Below are 15,620 nucleotides of genomic sequence, written 5' to 3' on the forward strand. Positions count from 1 at the left end.
GCTTTTGCGTCCTCCGTACCTTTGGCATTAAAACATCGCAAAAGAAATCTAAGGGAACCCTCTAAAAACGGAAGTTTTTAGAGGGTTCTAAACCTAATATCTCCGGAGTTGCTTTTTACTCCTTCTTAGCCTATAATACTACCCATGCCGAGCCGACATACCGCATATCCGCAGTCAAAACCGCCTCCCGTAAGCCTTTTGCAAATATGCAGCATATCTGCGTTGTCGCTTCACAAAAAACAGTCCTCGACGTACAACAAGTACGCCTGCGGGTGTTTTTTGTACGCTCCTAGCATCTATACCGCATATTTGCAAAAGGGGCTTGACACGCGCATAGTCGGCTGTACAATTCTCACAGCTCACAGCTCACAGCTCACAGCTCACAGCTCACAGCTCACAGCTCACAGCTCACAGCTCACAGCTCACAGCTCACAGCTCACAGCTCACAGCTCACAGCTCACAGCTCACAGCTCACAGCTCACAGCATGAATGTTATTTAGATAATTTTTTATCCGTATTTCACACACATAACAATGTTTCCTCATCACTAAAAACGCTGTCCAACGACAAGTTTGCCCAGCAAACTCGCTACTATATGGAACCACCGCCATTCGTGGCGATACTGAAAAGAACTTATTATATAAACCTCTTATTATTGTCCGCCTTGTACCGCAATGCTCGGTATGCAGTCTGGTTTGATACCGGATAATCCTCGCAGGAATCACATACGAACAACATGAGATAATTTACATAATAAGGAGAACACCGTATGAAAAAGAACATACGCTATATAACTATCGCCGCTGCATATATGGCTGTAGCAGCGATGATAATCGGCTGTAATCCAAATGTTAGCGCCGCACAAGACACAACGCCACCTGCGGAAGTTACGGAACTTACAGCAGCTGCCGGAAATGGTAAAGTAAGTTTAAGCTGGACGAACCCTGCGGATGCAGACCTGTATCAGGTAGAAATTACTGCAAGCCCTGCGGCGGGAACCCTTACAAACGCCGTTTACCTTTCTGCGGAAAAAGGTAAAGCGATGAGCTTTACCGCGGAAGGGCTTACCAGCGGTACTGCGTATACATTTACCGTTAAAACCATCGACAAGGCGCTGAACAAGAGTAAAGACGGTGTGAGTAAAACGGTTACCACCAACGCTGCTAGCAGTGTGATGACTATTACTCTGACGCAAGTCCCTGTAAAAACTGAGTGGACAAAAGATTCTGTAACGATAACGGTTAGTTCAGACACTTCACTAAAAGAAGCAAAATGGAAGAAAGGAAGCGGGCTCAGTGCAAAGGATGTGTTGGAAAATGGAACCGAGATAACCGGCAATAGCTTTACGGTTACTGCGAACAGCATCTACTCGGTAGCAGTGTTAGATAATGACGGCAGACGTGAAGTAGAAACGATTACCATTACAAACATCGACAAAACACCGCCTGCAAAGGTAAAAAACCTTTCTGCAGTATACGATTCAGGAAACCAAAAGATTATCGTAACGTGGACAAATCCTACAGACAGTGATTTTGCGGGACTTACCTTGAGCTGGAAAAAAGGAGGCGAAGATGCAACGGATATGCCGCTTACAAAAGACAAAACCGGCTATGAACTTCCGGTAACTCCTGTCGTCGGCGATGTGTATACGGTTTCAGTGAGTGCAAAGGATGACGTCGGAAACAAAAGCGACCCGGCTTCGGTATCCGTTACCGCTTCGCTGACCCCTTCCCTGAACGGCATCGAATTGAGCCGTGCGCACCTTGTCTATAACGACACCGACCTCACGATAACGGCAACGCTTAAAGGAAGTAATTTTGACCTTATCGCAAGTCAAAGCGACCCGGCGGTAAAAGTCGGTATCTTTAAAAACAGCACTCTGGTAGGCAGCCTTCAAAACGCAGTCGCAGCCGGTTCAGACTACACGGTAACGCTTACTGCGCCAACCCTTTCTGCGAGTAATGTAACCGTGGAAGGTGCGGTATATACGGTAAAGGTAAAACTGTGCGGAACATATCAAAGCGTAACCGAAACCTTTGTCATCTCCAAAGAAGCGCGTCTTACCGCCCAGCCCGAATTGAGCGTAACACAGATAGCTTCAAGTGCGGTACCGCCTTCGAGTACAACGAAAATTATGCTCAAAGGCATCAATCTCGATATTGTTGCGGGGGGTATCACCGTACAGCTCTATGACAGCAACGGAGCCGCTTACGGAAGCGCGGCGCCGATTGATACGTCGCATACGGGACGCGAGCTTACCACGCTTACGGCGGATATTCCTGTCCCATCGGAAGAAGGCGTGTTTACCGCGAAAGTGTTGTTCGGCAATGCCGTTCAAACGTCATATTATGAAGGATCTTCTTACGATGATAAAAAGACCGTAACCCATCCGACCATTCAGGTATACGGCAGTCCGAAATTTACCTCGTTTACGATTCCCAATGCGGGCATTTCTAAGGAAGACTCCCCTATAACGGCGACCGTGAAGGGGGTGAACTTCAAAGCGCCGGGAGTGAGCAAAGAGAATTTTTCGGTAAGCTGTGCAACATCTTCAATTACCAATAGCTCGGCGATTACGATTATTGATGATGCTACGCTGAAAGTGAGCCTTACCATACCGGGAACAGAGAACGACTACACGGTTACAATAAGCTCCGGAAGTGTAAGCACAACAGGTACTTTTGCCGTCAAAGACTATAGCGCCTACACTGTCGGTAAAATCGTACTTGCGGATAAAACAGTCGTTGATAAAGATAGCTATACTGCAATAGACCCAAACAAGCCACCGGTTGGTATTATCTGCGGCTCTAATAGCTATGGTGTACCGCGTATGATTGCGCTGCATACAAGCGGTAGCGGTCTTAGATGGGCAAAGAATGACAGCGCCGGCTACAACATGAAGTTTGCAGATATTATCTGCACACCGAGCGCAACAGGAAGTGGCGCTGCCCAAAGGGCAACGTTTACCGGCGATACTGACGGTAGCGATAACTGGGAGTATATTAAGCAGCAAGATACTGCAGGAGCCGCGGATGCAGCAACGAACTATCCGGCGTTCCACTGGGTAAATACTTATAACGAAATATATAGGACACAGCTTGGAGAAAAGAGGTTTGACTGGTATATACCAAGTCTTGCGGAACTGTGCGAGGTGTATAAGAACCGCGTGGCAATCAATGATAGTCTTGCAAAAATACACGGTCTGGATAGCAGTTATGCAGATGCAAGTCTCGGTACTTCATTGTATTGGTCGTCGTCGCAGGTTTCCTTCGACAATAGTTACGCTTGGGACGTGGATTTCAGTGACGGCTCCGTGGACTTCAATAGCAAGGGCAATAATTTTCGGGTATGTTGTCTCGCAGGCTTTTAACCGGTTAGGGGAAGACTTTTCTTTTTTTTCGATAAAAAGAAAAGTCTTCCCCTATGACCCCATCTAAAGAAAAACGGCGACTTAGGGCTCTGCCTTAAGAACCTGCCTTGGTGCTCAAGCGGGTTCTGAATGAAAAGCTGAGTAGCTATGCTTTTTACGCTCAGTATTTTCAGAACGAACAAGGATGTCGCGTTCAAAAATTGGCAAGAAAGTCAATTTTTGAACTTGCCGCAAACAGCAGTGCAGTTTGTGGAGAGATAATGAAGAAAAACGCTCCGTATGGGGGGCGAGGAAAGGAGAAGATTAAAGTGTTTGATAAATACATATACAAATCTATGTTTACAGACGGTAAAAGTAATGAAAGTATAAATGCAAAGAACTTAATAAATAAAGACAAAATACCAGAGCAGGATGATTCTCTAATAATCGATATGTATATAGAAAAAATACAAATGCCGATATGTTCTTACGTATTATTTATAGTGTTCAGTGTATTTGCAATCGGTTTATTAATTTTCTTATGGATGAATGTACGTCAATACGGTAATCAAGATATATTTATCATCACCTCAATTTTTGTCGGTATTATGACAGTTCTTATTGTTGCCTTTGCTCTTATAAACCTTGTATTCTCAGAAGAAAGCCGTAAATACGCTCTTTTAACATACGCCTATGATGAAGCTCTTAAAAAAGTAGGAGAACGGTACGATAAAAAAACAATTGCAACTTCTCGTAATGATAATACCGAATCAAAAAAAGAAGAAATAGAATATGGGGTGCGGACAATCACTAAAACTTTTGAATCCTACTGTCAAAATATTACGGCAAAATAAAAAGGGGGATTTATGTGCAATCAAGATAACAATCGTAATGACAATACGAATGCGAACAGTAATAATCACACCCCTACAGCAAAGGATATTTACAAATACCTTTGGCGCGGAAGAGATTTTGAGCTTGAACGTCTTTGGTCTCGGTCTGTTTTTCTTGCTGCTTTTTTAATTGCTATTGCAGGCGCTTATGCTGTTTATATGAAGGATATATTTATCCCCCAATTAGCCGGCAATCGCCTTACTGCAACGGTTCAAGCTGTTAAAGATGATGTGAAAGTTTGTAAAGAGTTTATGGTCATCATTACCGAAAAAAATGAATCCCCGTGTACGGAAAAGTCATTTGCCCAGCCTTTTACTATGGGGATAGTTCCCCTTGTTATCTGCTTTTTGGGAATGCTCTTTTCTGTGTTGTGGGTTCTTATGGGCAAGGGATCAAAGGCATGGTATGAGCTGTATGAAAGCAATATTGCACAGATGAGCACTAATCACAAGTTTTGGGAAGGCTGCAATGAGTCGGCAAACTCCGAGCTTAATAAGATATTTTGCAATAAAAAAACCGGACGATATACGGAATACTTATTCGGGAAACTGCACAACCGTCACGGCGATCCGATGAACTCCCGTCTCTTTTCTCCGGTCGCGGGGCCTTTTTCCGTTTCTAAAATCAACATCATGATCGGTATAATCAGCTTACAGTTTTTTATCCTCGCCTTTTTCTTTCATCTTTACCGGCTTTGTAAAATGTGTCTCTCCGCCTCTTTACATCCTATGATGTTCCTCATTTTCCTCGCCGCCGCTCTCTTTCTTTTCGTACTTTTTACCTGCTTAAAAAAACAACTGGGTTCCTCTTATTTGGCAAACGAATAGCCGTCTTTGACGTGGCTAAATTGCAGAAAGCATTGAACCCTGCTATACTATTGCTATGAATACTCCCCGCAAACTACCGATCGGCATACAGAGTTTTGAAAAACTGCGCCGAGACGGTTATCTGTATATTGATAAGACCCCATTTCTCTGGCGGCTCGTTCAAGTGTCGAGTCCCTATTTCTTAAGCCGTCCGCGGAGGTTTGGCAAGAGTCTTTTCCTTTCAACCTTGGCAGCATATTTCCGCGGGCAAAAAGAGCTATTCAAAGATCTATATCTTGAAAAAGCGGAAGAGGAGCAAGCGGCACAAGAAGGCAGAGAGGCGTGGCAAGAATATCCTGTACTCTATCTGGATTTTAATACGGAAAATTACAATGATGAAAAAAGTATGCACACTATTCTGCACACTCATTTAGTCCAGTGGGAAAAGCAATACGAATCAGATACCTCAGAGCAAACGTTTTCGAGCCGATTTAAAGGGATAATCCAACGGGCATATCAAAAGACCGGCAAGCAGGTAGTCATTCTCGTAGACGAATACGATAAGCCGCTTTTACAAACGATGGGAATAAATGAAGCGCTGAATGAACAATACCGCAATGCGCTTAAAGCTTTTTACTCTGTCATAAAAACCTGTGATGAATATATCCGCTTTGCCTTTTTAACCGGGGTTACCAAGTTTAGCAAGATCAGCATTTTCAGTGATTTGAATAACCTCCGCGATATATCGATTGAGAAACAGTATGCCAGCCTCTGCGGCATCACACAAACAGAACTTGAAACGAACTTCCAGCCTGACATACAAGTGCTTGCCGATGAGCAAAACCTTACGTATCAACAGGCATTAGCAGCCTTAAAGCAGTGGTACGACGGCTATATGTTCCATCCTGCAGGAGAAGGAATGTACAATCCCTTTAGCCTTTTGAGCGCCTTTGTCAAAAAAGAGATTAGCGGTTACTGGTTCGGTACGGGAACGCCGACTTTTTTGGTCAACTTCTTAAAAGAAGCGCATTATTATATCCCCGACTTGGATGGCAATGTGCAACTTGATGAAGATGGCTTGCAAACCTATCGGGCAGTTGCTCAAGATGCGTTGCCTATTCTGTTTCAAGCAGGCTATCTCACTATCAAGGAATATATAAAAGATTTACGGCTTTACCGACTGGGCTTTCCGAATGATGAGGTACGGTATGGCTTTTTGCATAATCTGTTACCGGCATATTCTGACGTCCCCTTCGGCCAAACAGGGGTATGGGTTGGACGGTTTGTACAAGACATCCGCAAGGGTGACGTGAATAGCTTTATGGAGCGGATGCAAGCGATTATCGCAAGTATTCCGTATGATGATTTCCCGAAGAATAAGCTGAAACTGCGGGAACAGAACTATCAGACAGCAGTGTATCTTGTCTTTGCACTGATGGGACAGTTTGTACAGACGGAAGTACACTGCGCTACCGGACGTGCGGATGCCGTGGTTATTACTGCTGATGCTGTGTATATCTTTGAGTTTAAGCTCTCCGGGAATGGTAGTGCTGAAGATGCCTTCAACCAGATAAAAACGAATGGCTATGCCGCAAAGTACATGGCGAGTGGGAAAAAAATAGTGCTCATTGGAAGTTCATTTGATGAACAGACACGCACAATAAAAGACTGGAAAACCGAAGTTTTAGACAAGTAAATTGCAACTATCGCGGACTGTTTTTTGTTAAGCGACAACGCAGATGCCCCGCCCCTAACCAACGCTTTTGCAAAGAGACGGTACAGATACGAGGCGTGAGCGAAAATTAACCGCAGGCCTGTTGAAAAGCGTACTTCCGTGTACGCTTTTCAACGACAAGTTTTTCTAGTGAAAAACTTGCTGCTGTTTAGAAACACCGCCATCCGTGGCGGTACTGATACGTTGAGGATTTTCAGCAGCGGCAAGGATGCCACTGATTTAAACAGAAGCGATGAAGGAGATACCCCGCCCCTAACCAGCGCTTTGACAAATAGGTGGAGCAGATGCTAGGAGCGTACAAAAAACACCCGCAGTCGTACTTGTTGTACGTCGAGGAGTGTTTTTTGTTAAGCGACAACGCAGATGCCCGCCTATTTGTCAAAGTCTAAGGCTCCCGTATAAAGTTGATAATACATACCCTTTTTGGCAATAAGACTTTCGTGTGTGCCGCGTTCGATAATTTCGCCGTGATCCAAGACCATGATAACGTCGGAGTTCATAATGGTGGAGAGGCGGTGGGCGATGACGAAAACGGTTCTGCCTTCCATCAGCCTATCCATACCTTTTTGGATGAGCGCTTCGGTTCTTGTGTCGATTGAAGAGGTTGCTTCATCCAATATCATAACGGGCGGATCGGAGACTGCGGCGCGGGCAATGGATAAGAGCTGCCGCTGTCCTTGCGAAAGGGAGTTTTTGCTGCCTTCAATAACCGTGTCATATCCGTGGGGCAGCATCGTAATAAAGTTGTGCGCATTGGCAAGTTCTGCCGCTGCGATACACTGTTCGTCGGTTGCATCCAAGTTGCCGAATCGAATGTTTTCCATAATAGTGCCGGTAAATAAATTCACCTCTTGCAATACGATACCGAGCGAACGCCGCAGGTCTTCTTTCTTAATGCGGGTAATCGGTATGCCGTCGTAGGTAATAGTCCCGCTGTTAATATCGTAGAAGCGGTTGATCAAATTGGTGATCGTTGTTTTGCCTGCACCGGTCGCCCCGACGAATGCCACCTTTTGCCCGCGCTCCGCAAAGAGGTTTATGTCCTTCAGCACGTTTTTCTCAAGGCCATAACCGAAATCGACATGTTCAAAAATCACCTTGCCCGTCAGCCGTGTTAAAGAAATTGCACCGTCCTCATGTGTTTCCTTCCACGCCCATACACCCGTGTGTTCCGCCGCTTCGGACAAGGTGCCTGCTTCTTCCCGTGCGTTGACAAGCGTAACGGTACCGGCATCTTCCTCCGGCGCTCCGTCCATCAGCGCAAAAATCCGTGAGGCTCCTGCAACGGCATTGATCACCGAATTGAGCTGATTGGATAGCTGAGAAATGGGATTGGTAAAGCTCCGCGACAGCGTTAAAAATGAAGCGATGGTGCCGAGTGTCAGCGTGTTGATACCGGCGATAGTCGGATTGGGAATTTTTGCAATGGCAAACCACGCACCGACAAGCGCGACAATCACATACTGAAAATATCCCAGCGCATTCATAAAGGGCATGATGATATTTGCATACGCATTTGCTTTTGCAGCACTCTCCTGCCATGCGGCATTCTTTTCTTTAAATTCAGCTTTTACCGCTTCTTCCCGGCAGAACACTTTAATCACTTTCTGTCCATTTATCATCTCTTCAACATAGCCGTTGAGCTGTCCGAGTGTGTCTTGCTGCCGCACAAAATAGAAGCCGCTCTTTTTTGCGATGAGCTTAATCACTTTCAAAATAGAAAAAATGGAAGCAACAACGATGACCGTTAGGTACACACTCTGATACAGCATTGCAAAGAACACGGCGATAATCGTACACACGGAAGAAACAAACTGCGGCATTGACTGTGTAATCATCTGCCGGAGTGTGTCGGTGTCGTTGGTGTAGCGGCTCATAATATCACCGTGCGTGTGCGTGTCGAAATACCGAATCGGCAGGCGCTGCATCTTTGCGAACATCTCATCGCGGATCCGCTTGAGCGTCCGCTGCGCCACATTGATCATCAAACGGCTGTAAATCCATGAACAGAGGACACCGGTGCCGTACACCGCCGCCATAACGATGAGCGCCCGTAGCAGTCCGGTAAATACCGGAGTACTTTGCGCAAGCAGCGGCAGAATATACCGGTCAATCAATACTTGCAGGAATAAAGAGGCGGCGGCGGTTGCGCTTGCACTTACGACAATACAGACTGTAACAACCGCAAGGACAGCCTTGTACGGGTTAAGGTAAGAAAGCAGCCGTTTGACGGCAGGCATGGAAAGTTTCATTTCCGGTTTTGCGGTTGGGCTTGTTGCCGGTTTTGCACCGTGAGCAGGTTTCATATTATGCATCGGAACCTCCGATTTTTGTTGTGGTAGTTTGATGAAAAATGTACTTCCTTGTACATTTTTCATCGGCGAGTTTCGGTGTGCCGAAACAACGCTTCTCTGACAGGATGTCAGTGGTTCTAAACAGTATCGAGTTTTTCATTTATGAAAAACTCGAAGTTCAGAAATGTCCACGGACGGACATTTCTGAACGATGTCATCAGTTCCTTTTTGTTGCGTTTCAAAGACTTCTTTATAGATGTCGCTTGTATGCAGCAATTCATCATGTGTGCCGACCGCAGTAATTGCTCCGTTGTCGAATACGAGAATTTTATCCGCATGTTGTACGGAAGAAATCCGCTGCGCAATAATGATCTTTGTTGTATCCGGCAGGAAGTCTTTAAATGACTTTTGAATCAGTGCGTCCGTTTTGGTGTCTACCGCACTGGTTGAATCATCGAGGATTAAAATCTTAGGTTTCTTGAGCAGCGCCCGCGCAATACAAAGCCGCTGTTTTTGTCCACCGGAAACATTGGCACCTCCCTGCTCGATACGGGAGTTATACCCATCCGGCATTGCTTCGACAAATTCGGCAGCGCAAGCGAGGCGGCACGCTTCCGCAATTTCCGCATCGCTTGCATGTTCATTCCCCCACTGCAAATTAGTCTTTACCGTACCGGCAAACAATTCATTTTTCTGCAAGACCATTGCTACCGCATCCCGCAGCGTTTTTACATCGTAGTCTTTTACGTTCACACCGCCGACACTCACCGAACCGGAGGTAACATCGTATAAGCGGGGAATGAGCTGGACAAAAGATGTTTTGGAAGAACCCGTGCCGCCGATAATCCCCACCGTTTCTCCAGACCGGATAACAAGGTTCGCATTATCGATTACTTTTTTATCGGCATCCGCAGTATACATAAAATCGGCATTGGTAAAGCATATCTCTCCGTTTTTTACCTCCATCACGGGATGCTCAGGATTGGTGATGTCCGGCTGCTCATTTAAAATTTCTGCAATACGGTCTGCGGAAGAACGGGAAATAGTGATCATCACAAAGACCATCGAAAACATCATCAAGCTCATCATAATTTGAGAGGCATACGAAAACAGCGCCATCAGCGACCCGGTGGTGAGCCCCTGCGTCGCATTGTTCCCGCTCGCAACAATCTCCTTTGCACCGAACCACGAAATCAAAATCATACAGGTATAAATACACAGCTGTGCCATCGGCATCATCAGCGTAATATACCGCTCCCCTTTTGAAAAGCCCTTGTAAATCGATTCGGAAATATTTTCAAACTTGGTAATTTCGTACTGCTGCCGGTTAAAGGATTTTACCGCCCGGACACCGCGCACGTTTTCCTGCACCACATTGTTGAGCGTATCGTAGGTTTTAAAAACAGTTCTGAATATCGGATGCACCTTCCGGATAATAAGAAAGATACCGAGTCCCAAAAGCGGAATCATACCGAGAAAGATGAGGGAAATGTTCGTACTGATTCTAAACGATGCAATCATCGCAAAGATCATCATTCCGGGGGCGCGCACGGCAAGTTTTACCAGCATCTGATAGGAGTTGAGTACGTTTGTTACATCGGTGGTAAGCCGCGTTATAATGGAAGAAGGTGAAAATTTGTCGATGTTGGAAAAAGAAAAAGTCTGCACGTTGTCGTACATATCCTGCCGCAGATTTGCCGCAAAACCCGCCGATGCCTTTGCCGCAGTAACCGACGAAAACACCCCCGTCAATAATTGAATAAGCGCAAAGACCAAAAGCGCCGCCCCGTACTTGAACACCGTTTGCATTGCACCGGCTTCAATTCCAAAATCAATGAGATACGCCATACAGGAGGGGATGATTATTTCAAACACCACCTCCGTAATAGTCAGCAGCACTGCGATAACGGATGTCCGTTTATATTCCCGCAGGCTTTTTGATAAAGTCTTCAGCATGATGACTTATCGTAGCACAGTCTAAAAAAAATGAATACGGCGAGTTGGAATATAAATTAAAATGCTGCTATATCACTCCCGCTTTTTCAAAATACTTTTTTAATATCCGCATAGAAATCCACGCTCCCGCGAAACTTGTTATAACTGTCAATGCAACCATAGAACCGTACATCTGCCATGAACCCACAACCTGCAAATACTGTTGTAAAGCTTCATCCGTTAAATGTAAAATCTCCTTTCTTTGCACAAAGTATTCTCCATGCGAAAGATACATGGGCAGGGTGAACAAGGCTGTCTGCAATGTGGAGCCCAGCATATAGGACAGAATAATTGCTTTTTTATCCTTGTACTTCATCGTTGACGCAAGAGTCTCCGCAATGAACCAGCCGATAATTGAAAGGCCGACGCCTATTCCGTTTGCCGCCATAAATCCCGGTAAAACGATAATTATCCCCATAATAAAAAAGACGCCCGTTTTTCTTACCTTTGATGCCGCCAGCATAAATGCTATCGATACAAAAAACAGCGTAATCGGGATATTGGCTACCGTTCCGAAAAGCGTTAATGCAGCAATTGCTCCTGTAACAAAGAAGATGAGCAGTGCAACTGTACCAAAAATTCCGATAAAAATAAAATCTTTGGCGTTTAGTTTGTTTGTCGTTGTTTCCATAGTTTATATTCTCCTAAAAAATATTACTAACCTGTAAGTACGATACCACAGCCACAGCAATAGCCGTACATAATCCGTATACAAAATCCGTTTTTGTAAATTTGAGCGGATAGACATTCGTTCTGTTTTTATAGTTTTCAATTCCTCTCAGCAAAACCGATGTGGAAAGTTCCTCAGCTATGCGAAGACTTCTAAATAAAATCGGAACAATTATAAGTTCTAAAGAACGAATGGGATGAATTAAAAACCGTAAGCCCGAAATAGAAATTCCTCTTATTTTTAAACTGTCTTTTAAACAGCCGTAATCTTCTTTTAAGGACGGGAGATACCTAAATACAACGATTAAGGGAATTGCTATTATGTTTGGAAATTTCATCGTCTGCATAGCCGATATAATAGAGGGCATGGAAGTTTTCTTTTTCAAGAATATAATCATCATAACCGCAATAACGAATTTTTGAATAAAATAACTTAAAGATACAATCATGAGAGCAATTGTCGAATTCGGAATATAATGAATATAAAACATCGACACGGCAATGATACTATACATTCCGCTATATAAAACGGATTCACGATAAGCGCGTACATCCCATAAATAGAAATTACAAATAATAAGTAAAACATGTGAGGGGAGGGGCTTATTGACGGCAAGACCGAACGAGATAAAAATAAATACAATGCCGAGTACCGTTCTCGGATCCGCTTTTCTTTTTGTATTCACTTCACATTTCCTCTTTTTTACTTAAAAGCTCCCAGAGCATTTTCTTGGTATCATTATTTAAATTGAAATCAGCGTGAACCATTCCGCTTTTTAAATAAATAATTCTGTTGCAGACAGACAGTAAAAATTCATAATCATGCGATATTACAAATATAAGCCTACCTGCCTTTGCCTCAGTGAGAATACTTTTAGAAACTAAATCCATAGAATGTTTATCCAAGCCGCTTGTCGGTTCATCTAAAAAAAGTATCTTACAGTTATTGCAAAAAGCTACTGCAATGGTAAGCCGTTGCTTTTGACCTCTTGAGAGGGCAAGCGGATGCCGTTCTTTTAAATCAAGAATTTCAAAGTCCGATAAAACGGTTTCTTTTTCCGTATAGCTCAAACCGCCGCCTTTTTTTCCTATATTCAATTCATCCTCTACGGTATTACCGAAAAGTTGATAGTCGGAGTCCTGCATGACAAAATAAATACTCCCCGCCCTTTTCTTATAGCTACGCTTTTCTCCTTTAATTAAAACGCTTCCGCTTTTTTCTTTTAATAAGCCTGTACACAATTTAGCAAGAGTTGTTTTACCCGCTCCGTTTTCACCTATAATGCCGATAACTTCCTTTTCATAAGCTCTTATTGATATGTCTTTAAGCACATCGGGTTTTTCCTGTTTTGAATGTGAATATGAAATATTTTTTATTTCAAGCAATGGGGTGGTTTTATCGATAATACTTTTAGAATGAACCGTATCGAGATTTCCCAAATATATGGGGCGAATATTTTTATTGTTTTTTTGCAGCTCAAAAAATTCATCTTTTGAGTATTCGCCCGTAATTCTTCCCTTATCCATAATGAGCATACGGCTGCATAAGGCCGAAAGATAAAATAATCGATGCTCCAAAACGATAATGGTTTTTCCTTCTTCTTTTAAGCTCCGTAATATGTTTTCCAAATCAAAGATGGAATGAATATCCAGATTAGCTGTAGGCTCATCGAACAAAAAAATGTCAGGCGACATCGCATAGCATGACGCGATAGCCAGTTTTTGTTTTTCACCGCTTGAAAGTTTAAAGATACTCTTCTCTTTTAGATGATTTATTCCAAGCAGCTTCAAACTGTTGTCTACCCTTTTCAGTATTTCTTCCCTGTTCAAAAGCATATTGCTGCAACCGAATGCCGCTTCACTAAAAGGATCGGTCATAAAAAACTGACTTCGCGGGTCTTGGAATACACAGCCTACTATGCAGCCTATTTTTGAAAGCTCCATAGTGCATATATCTTTTCCGTTTAGATAAGCTTCGCCCGTTAATACTCCGTCATAGTAATGCGAGATAAGGCCATTGATAACAGAGCCGAGTGTGCTCTTCCCGCTTCCGCTTTTTCCGGTAATGACAACAAATTCTCCTTTTTTTATTTCGAGGTTTATATTGTCGAGAATGAGAAGCCCCGACCTTGTTTTATACGAAATATTTTTTAGCGTGAGCACATTCCGCTCCCGTATTGTGCCTTCCAAAGCCGCGCATAGTAAGCCTCCTTTTCCAAAAGTTCTCTATGCTTTCCTTTTTCGATAAGACAGCCTTTTTGAAACACAAGGATTTGATCTGCCTTTTGAATAGTCCTTAAATGATGAGCGATCACTATGACCGTTCTGTTTTTTGCAAGTTCTGTAATGGCATCCTGTATTAAAGACTCATTTACAGGATCGACATTGCTGGTCATTTCGTCGAGGATTAAAATCGGAGCGTCTTTTAAAAATGCTCGTGCAATGGAAATCCGCTGTCTTTGTCCGCCGGATAAGAGACCTCCGTTTTCGCCTATATCCGTTTCATAGCCTTTCGGCAAGCTCATAATAAAATCGTGAATCTTTGCCTTTTTTGCAGCTTCGATGATTTCTTCTTTTGTTGCTCCTTTTTTTCCTACTCGGATATTTTCTTCGATGGTGTTATCAAATAACTGAACATTTTGCATAACAATGCTGATGCGATCTAAAAGTTCATCGTAGGGGATATCCCGAATATCGGTACCGCCGAGCGTAATAGTTCCGCTTTGCACATCGTAAAACCGCAAAAGCAAATTCGTAACCGTCGTCTTACCGCTTCCCGATTCTCCTACAAGCGCAGTCATCGTTTTTTCCGGAACGGAAAAATTTATTCCATTCATTTTGAACTCATCTTCTTCATAAGAAAATGCTACATCTTTAAAAACAATATCGTTTTGTGCACGAGTAACTCCGTCCGTTTTATCGGCTATTACCTCGGCATGAAGAATTTTTCCCAAGCGGTGATAGCTGTCTACGGCAGACACATAATACATATAGTGCGTTTCCAGAGCTGCAAAAGGTTTATAAAATTCTTTTGAAATGACTGCGATAATCATAAAGCTGAGCACATCGATGCTTCCTCGTAACGCGGCAAGACCGGAATAAATGAAAAGAACAAAATACCCTGCATCGATTAAAAACGAAAAGACCGAAAGCTGTCTTGCCTTAAAACGGGAAGCAGCCTTACTTGTTTCTCCGAATTTTTTTGTCTTTTCAAAAAGTTCAGTATCCAGACTTTTATTATGCGAAAAACTTTTGAGCACCGGAATACCGCGTACATATTCGACAAATAAACTCACCATATCGGCAAGTGCGGAATTATTGTTATGCTCCGTTTTTTGTGCTCCCTTAATTGTGTAAAAAAGGTAAGCAAGCGAAAGAGGAATCGACGCGGCCATCACAAGGGCTGCACTAAGATTGATAAAGCAAAGACCGATAAATACCGCAAGCGCAATGAGAAAATCACCGAACATCCGCGGCCACATATGACCGACCACCATAGACATATTGTCCACATCTTTATGAAGAATTGTATTTAATTCCCCCAGCCGTTCATTCGTATAAAATCCCAAACTAAACAGCTTTAATTTTACAATCATCCGCTCCCGTATTTGCTGCACCACATCAAAGCCGGCTCCGTGCTTTTTTAAGTCGGCAAGCATATTGCAAAGTCCCTTAAAAACGACCAAGCCTATCAGCGTTGCAAAAGCCCCGTAGAGTCCCTGAACATCAGTCCCGGCAGCAATCTTAAACAAAATCGCAAACACCGTAAGCAACATCCCCACGGAGCTCAATCCGTACAAGGTAAAAAACAGAGAAGAAATACATACATCGATTTTTCCCCGCTTACTCAAAAATGCAAATAATTTTTTATACATAAA

At 43.5% G+C, this 15,620-nt stretch carries 10 protein-coding genes; 4 read left to right on the forward strand and 6 right to left on the reverse strand.

The window, feature by feature from the left end; all coding sequences use genetic code 11:
- Positions 1-769 precede the first annotated feature (769 nt).
- The 4 genes from E4N65_RS11885 to E4N65_RS11900 all read left to right on the forward strand — a co-directional run bounded on the left by E4N65_RS11885 (position 770) and on the right by E4N65_RS11900 (position 6,745).
- The gene (locus E4N65_RS11885) at positions 770-3,370 is read left to right on the forward strand and encodes an Lcl domain-containing protein (protein WP_044014357.1); all 2,601 of its coding nucleotides are present in this window, start codon (positions 770-772) and stop codon (positions 3,368-3,370) included.
- 200 nt (positions 3,371-3,570) lie between these two features.
- Positions 3,571-4,203 carry a hypothetical protein gene (locus E4N65_RS11890; RefSeq protein ID WP_144389659.1) on the forward strand — a complete coding sequence of 211 codons (633 nt, stop codon included), beginning with the start codon at positions 3,571-3,573 and terminating at the stop codon, positions 4,201-4,203.
- 12 nt (positions 4,204-4,215) lie between these two features.
- Positions 4,216-5,070 (forward strand): RipA family octameric membrane protein, encoded by an 855-nt coding sequence (locus E4N65_RS11895; protein WP_044014353.1) that lies wholly within the window; start codon positions 4,216-4,218, stop codon positions 5,068-5,070.
- A 55-nt stretch (positions 5,071-5,125) separates the two neighbouring features.
- Complete coding sequence (locus tag E4N65_RS11900; protein ID WP_044014351.1) at positions 5,126-6,745, forward strand: ATP-binding protein; 1,620 nt, start codon at positions 5,126-5,128, stop codon at positions 6,743-6,745.
- Between the two features lie 410 nt (positions 6,746-7,155).
- Here E4N65_RS11900 and E4N65_RS11905 read toward each other — a convergent pair whose 3' ends face one another.
- The 6 genes from E4N65_RS11905 to E4N65_RS11930 all read right to left on the reverse strand — a co-directional run bounded on the left by E4N65_RS11905 (position 7,156) and on the right by E4N65_RS11930 (position 15,617).
- On the reverse strand, positions 7,156-9,099 hold the full coding sequence (locus E4N65_RS11905) for an ABC transporter ATP-binding protein (protein WP_253673385.1): 1,944 nt from the start codon (positions 9,097-9,099) through the stop codon (positions 7,156-7,158).
- 135 nt (positions 9,100-9,234) lie between these two features.
- Positions 9,235-11,034, reverse strand: a complete 1,800-nt coding sequence (locus E4N65_RS11910) for an ABC transporter ATP-binding protein (RefSeq protein WP_253673386.1) — start codon at positions 11,032-11,034, stop codon at positions 9,235-9,237.
- Between the two features lie 67 nt (positions 11,035-11,101).
- Entirely contained in the window at positions 11,102-11,704 is a 603-nt protein-coding gene (locus E4N65_RS11915; RefSeq protein ID WP_253673387.1) for an MptD family putative ECF transporter S component, read from the reverse strand.
- A 13-nt stretch (positions 11,705-11,717) separates the two neighbouring features.
- The gene (locus E4N65_RS11920) at positions 11,718-12,428 is read right to left on the reverse strand and encodes an energy-coupling factor transporter transmembrane component T family protein (protein WP_044014347.1); all 711 of its coding nucleotides are present in this window, start codon (positions 12,426-12,428) and stop codon (positions 11,718-11,720) included.
- A 1-nt stretch (position 12,429) separates the two neighbouring features.
- The gene (locus E4N65_RS11925) at positions 12,430-13,905 is read right to left on the reverse strand and encodes an ABC transporter ATP-binding protein (protein ID WP_044017053.1); all 1,476 of its coding nucleotides are present in this window, start codon (positions 13,903-13,905) and stop codon (positions 12,430-12,432) included.
- Positions 13,893-15,617: an ABC transporter ATP-binding protein gene (locus tag E4N65_RS11930; RefSeq protein ID WP_044014345.1), complete on the reverse strand. Its 1,725-nt coding sequence runs from the start codon at positions 15,615-15,617 to the stop codon at positions 13,893-13,895. Before E4N65_RS11930 ends, E4N65_RS11925 begins: the two co-directional genes overlap by 13 nt.
- Between the last annotated feature and the right edge of the window lie 3 nt (positions 15,618-15,620).

This window comes from Treponema sp. OMZ 855 (assembly GCF_024181145.1).
GTDB lineage: Bacteria > Spirochaetota > Spirochaetia > Treponematales > Treponemataceae > Treponema.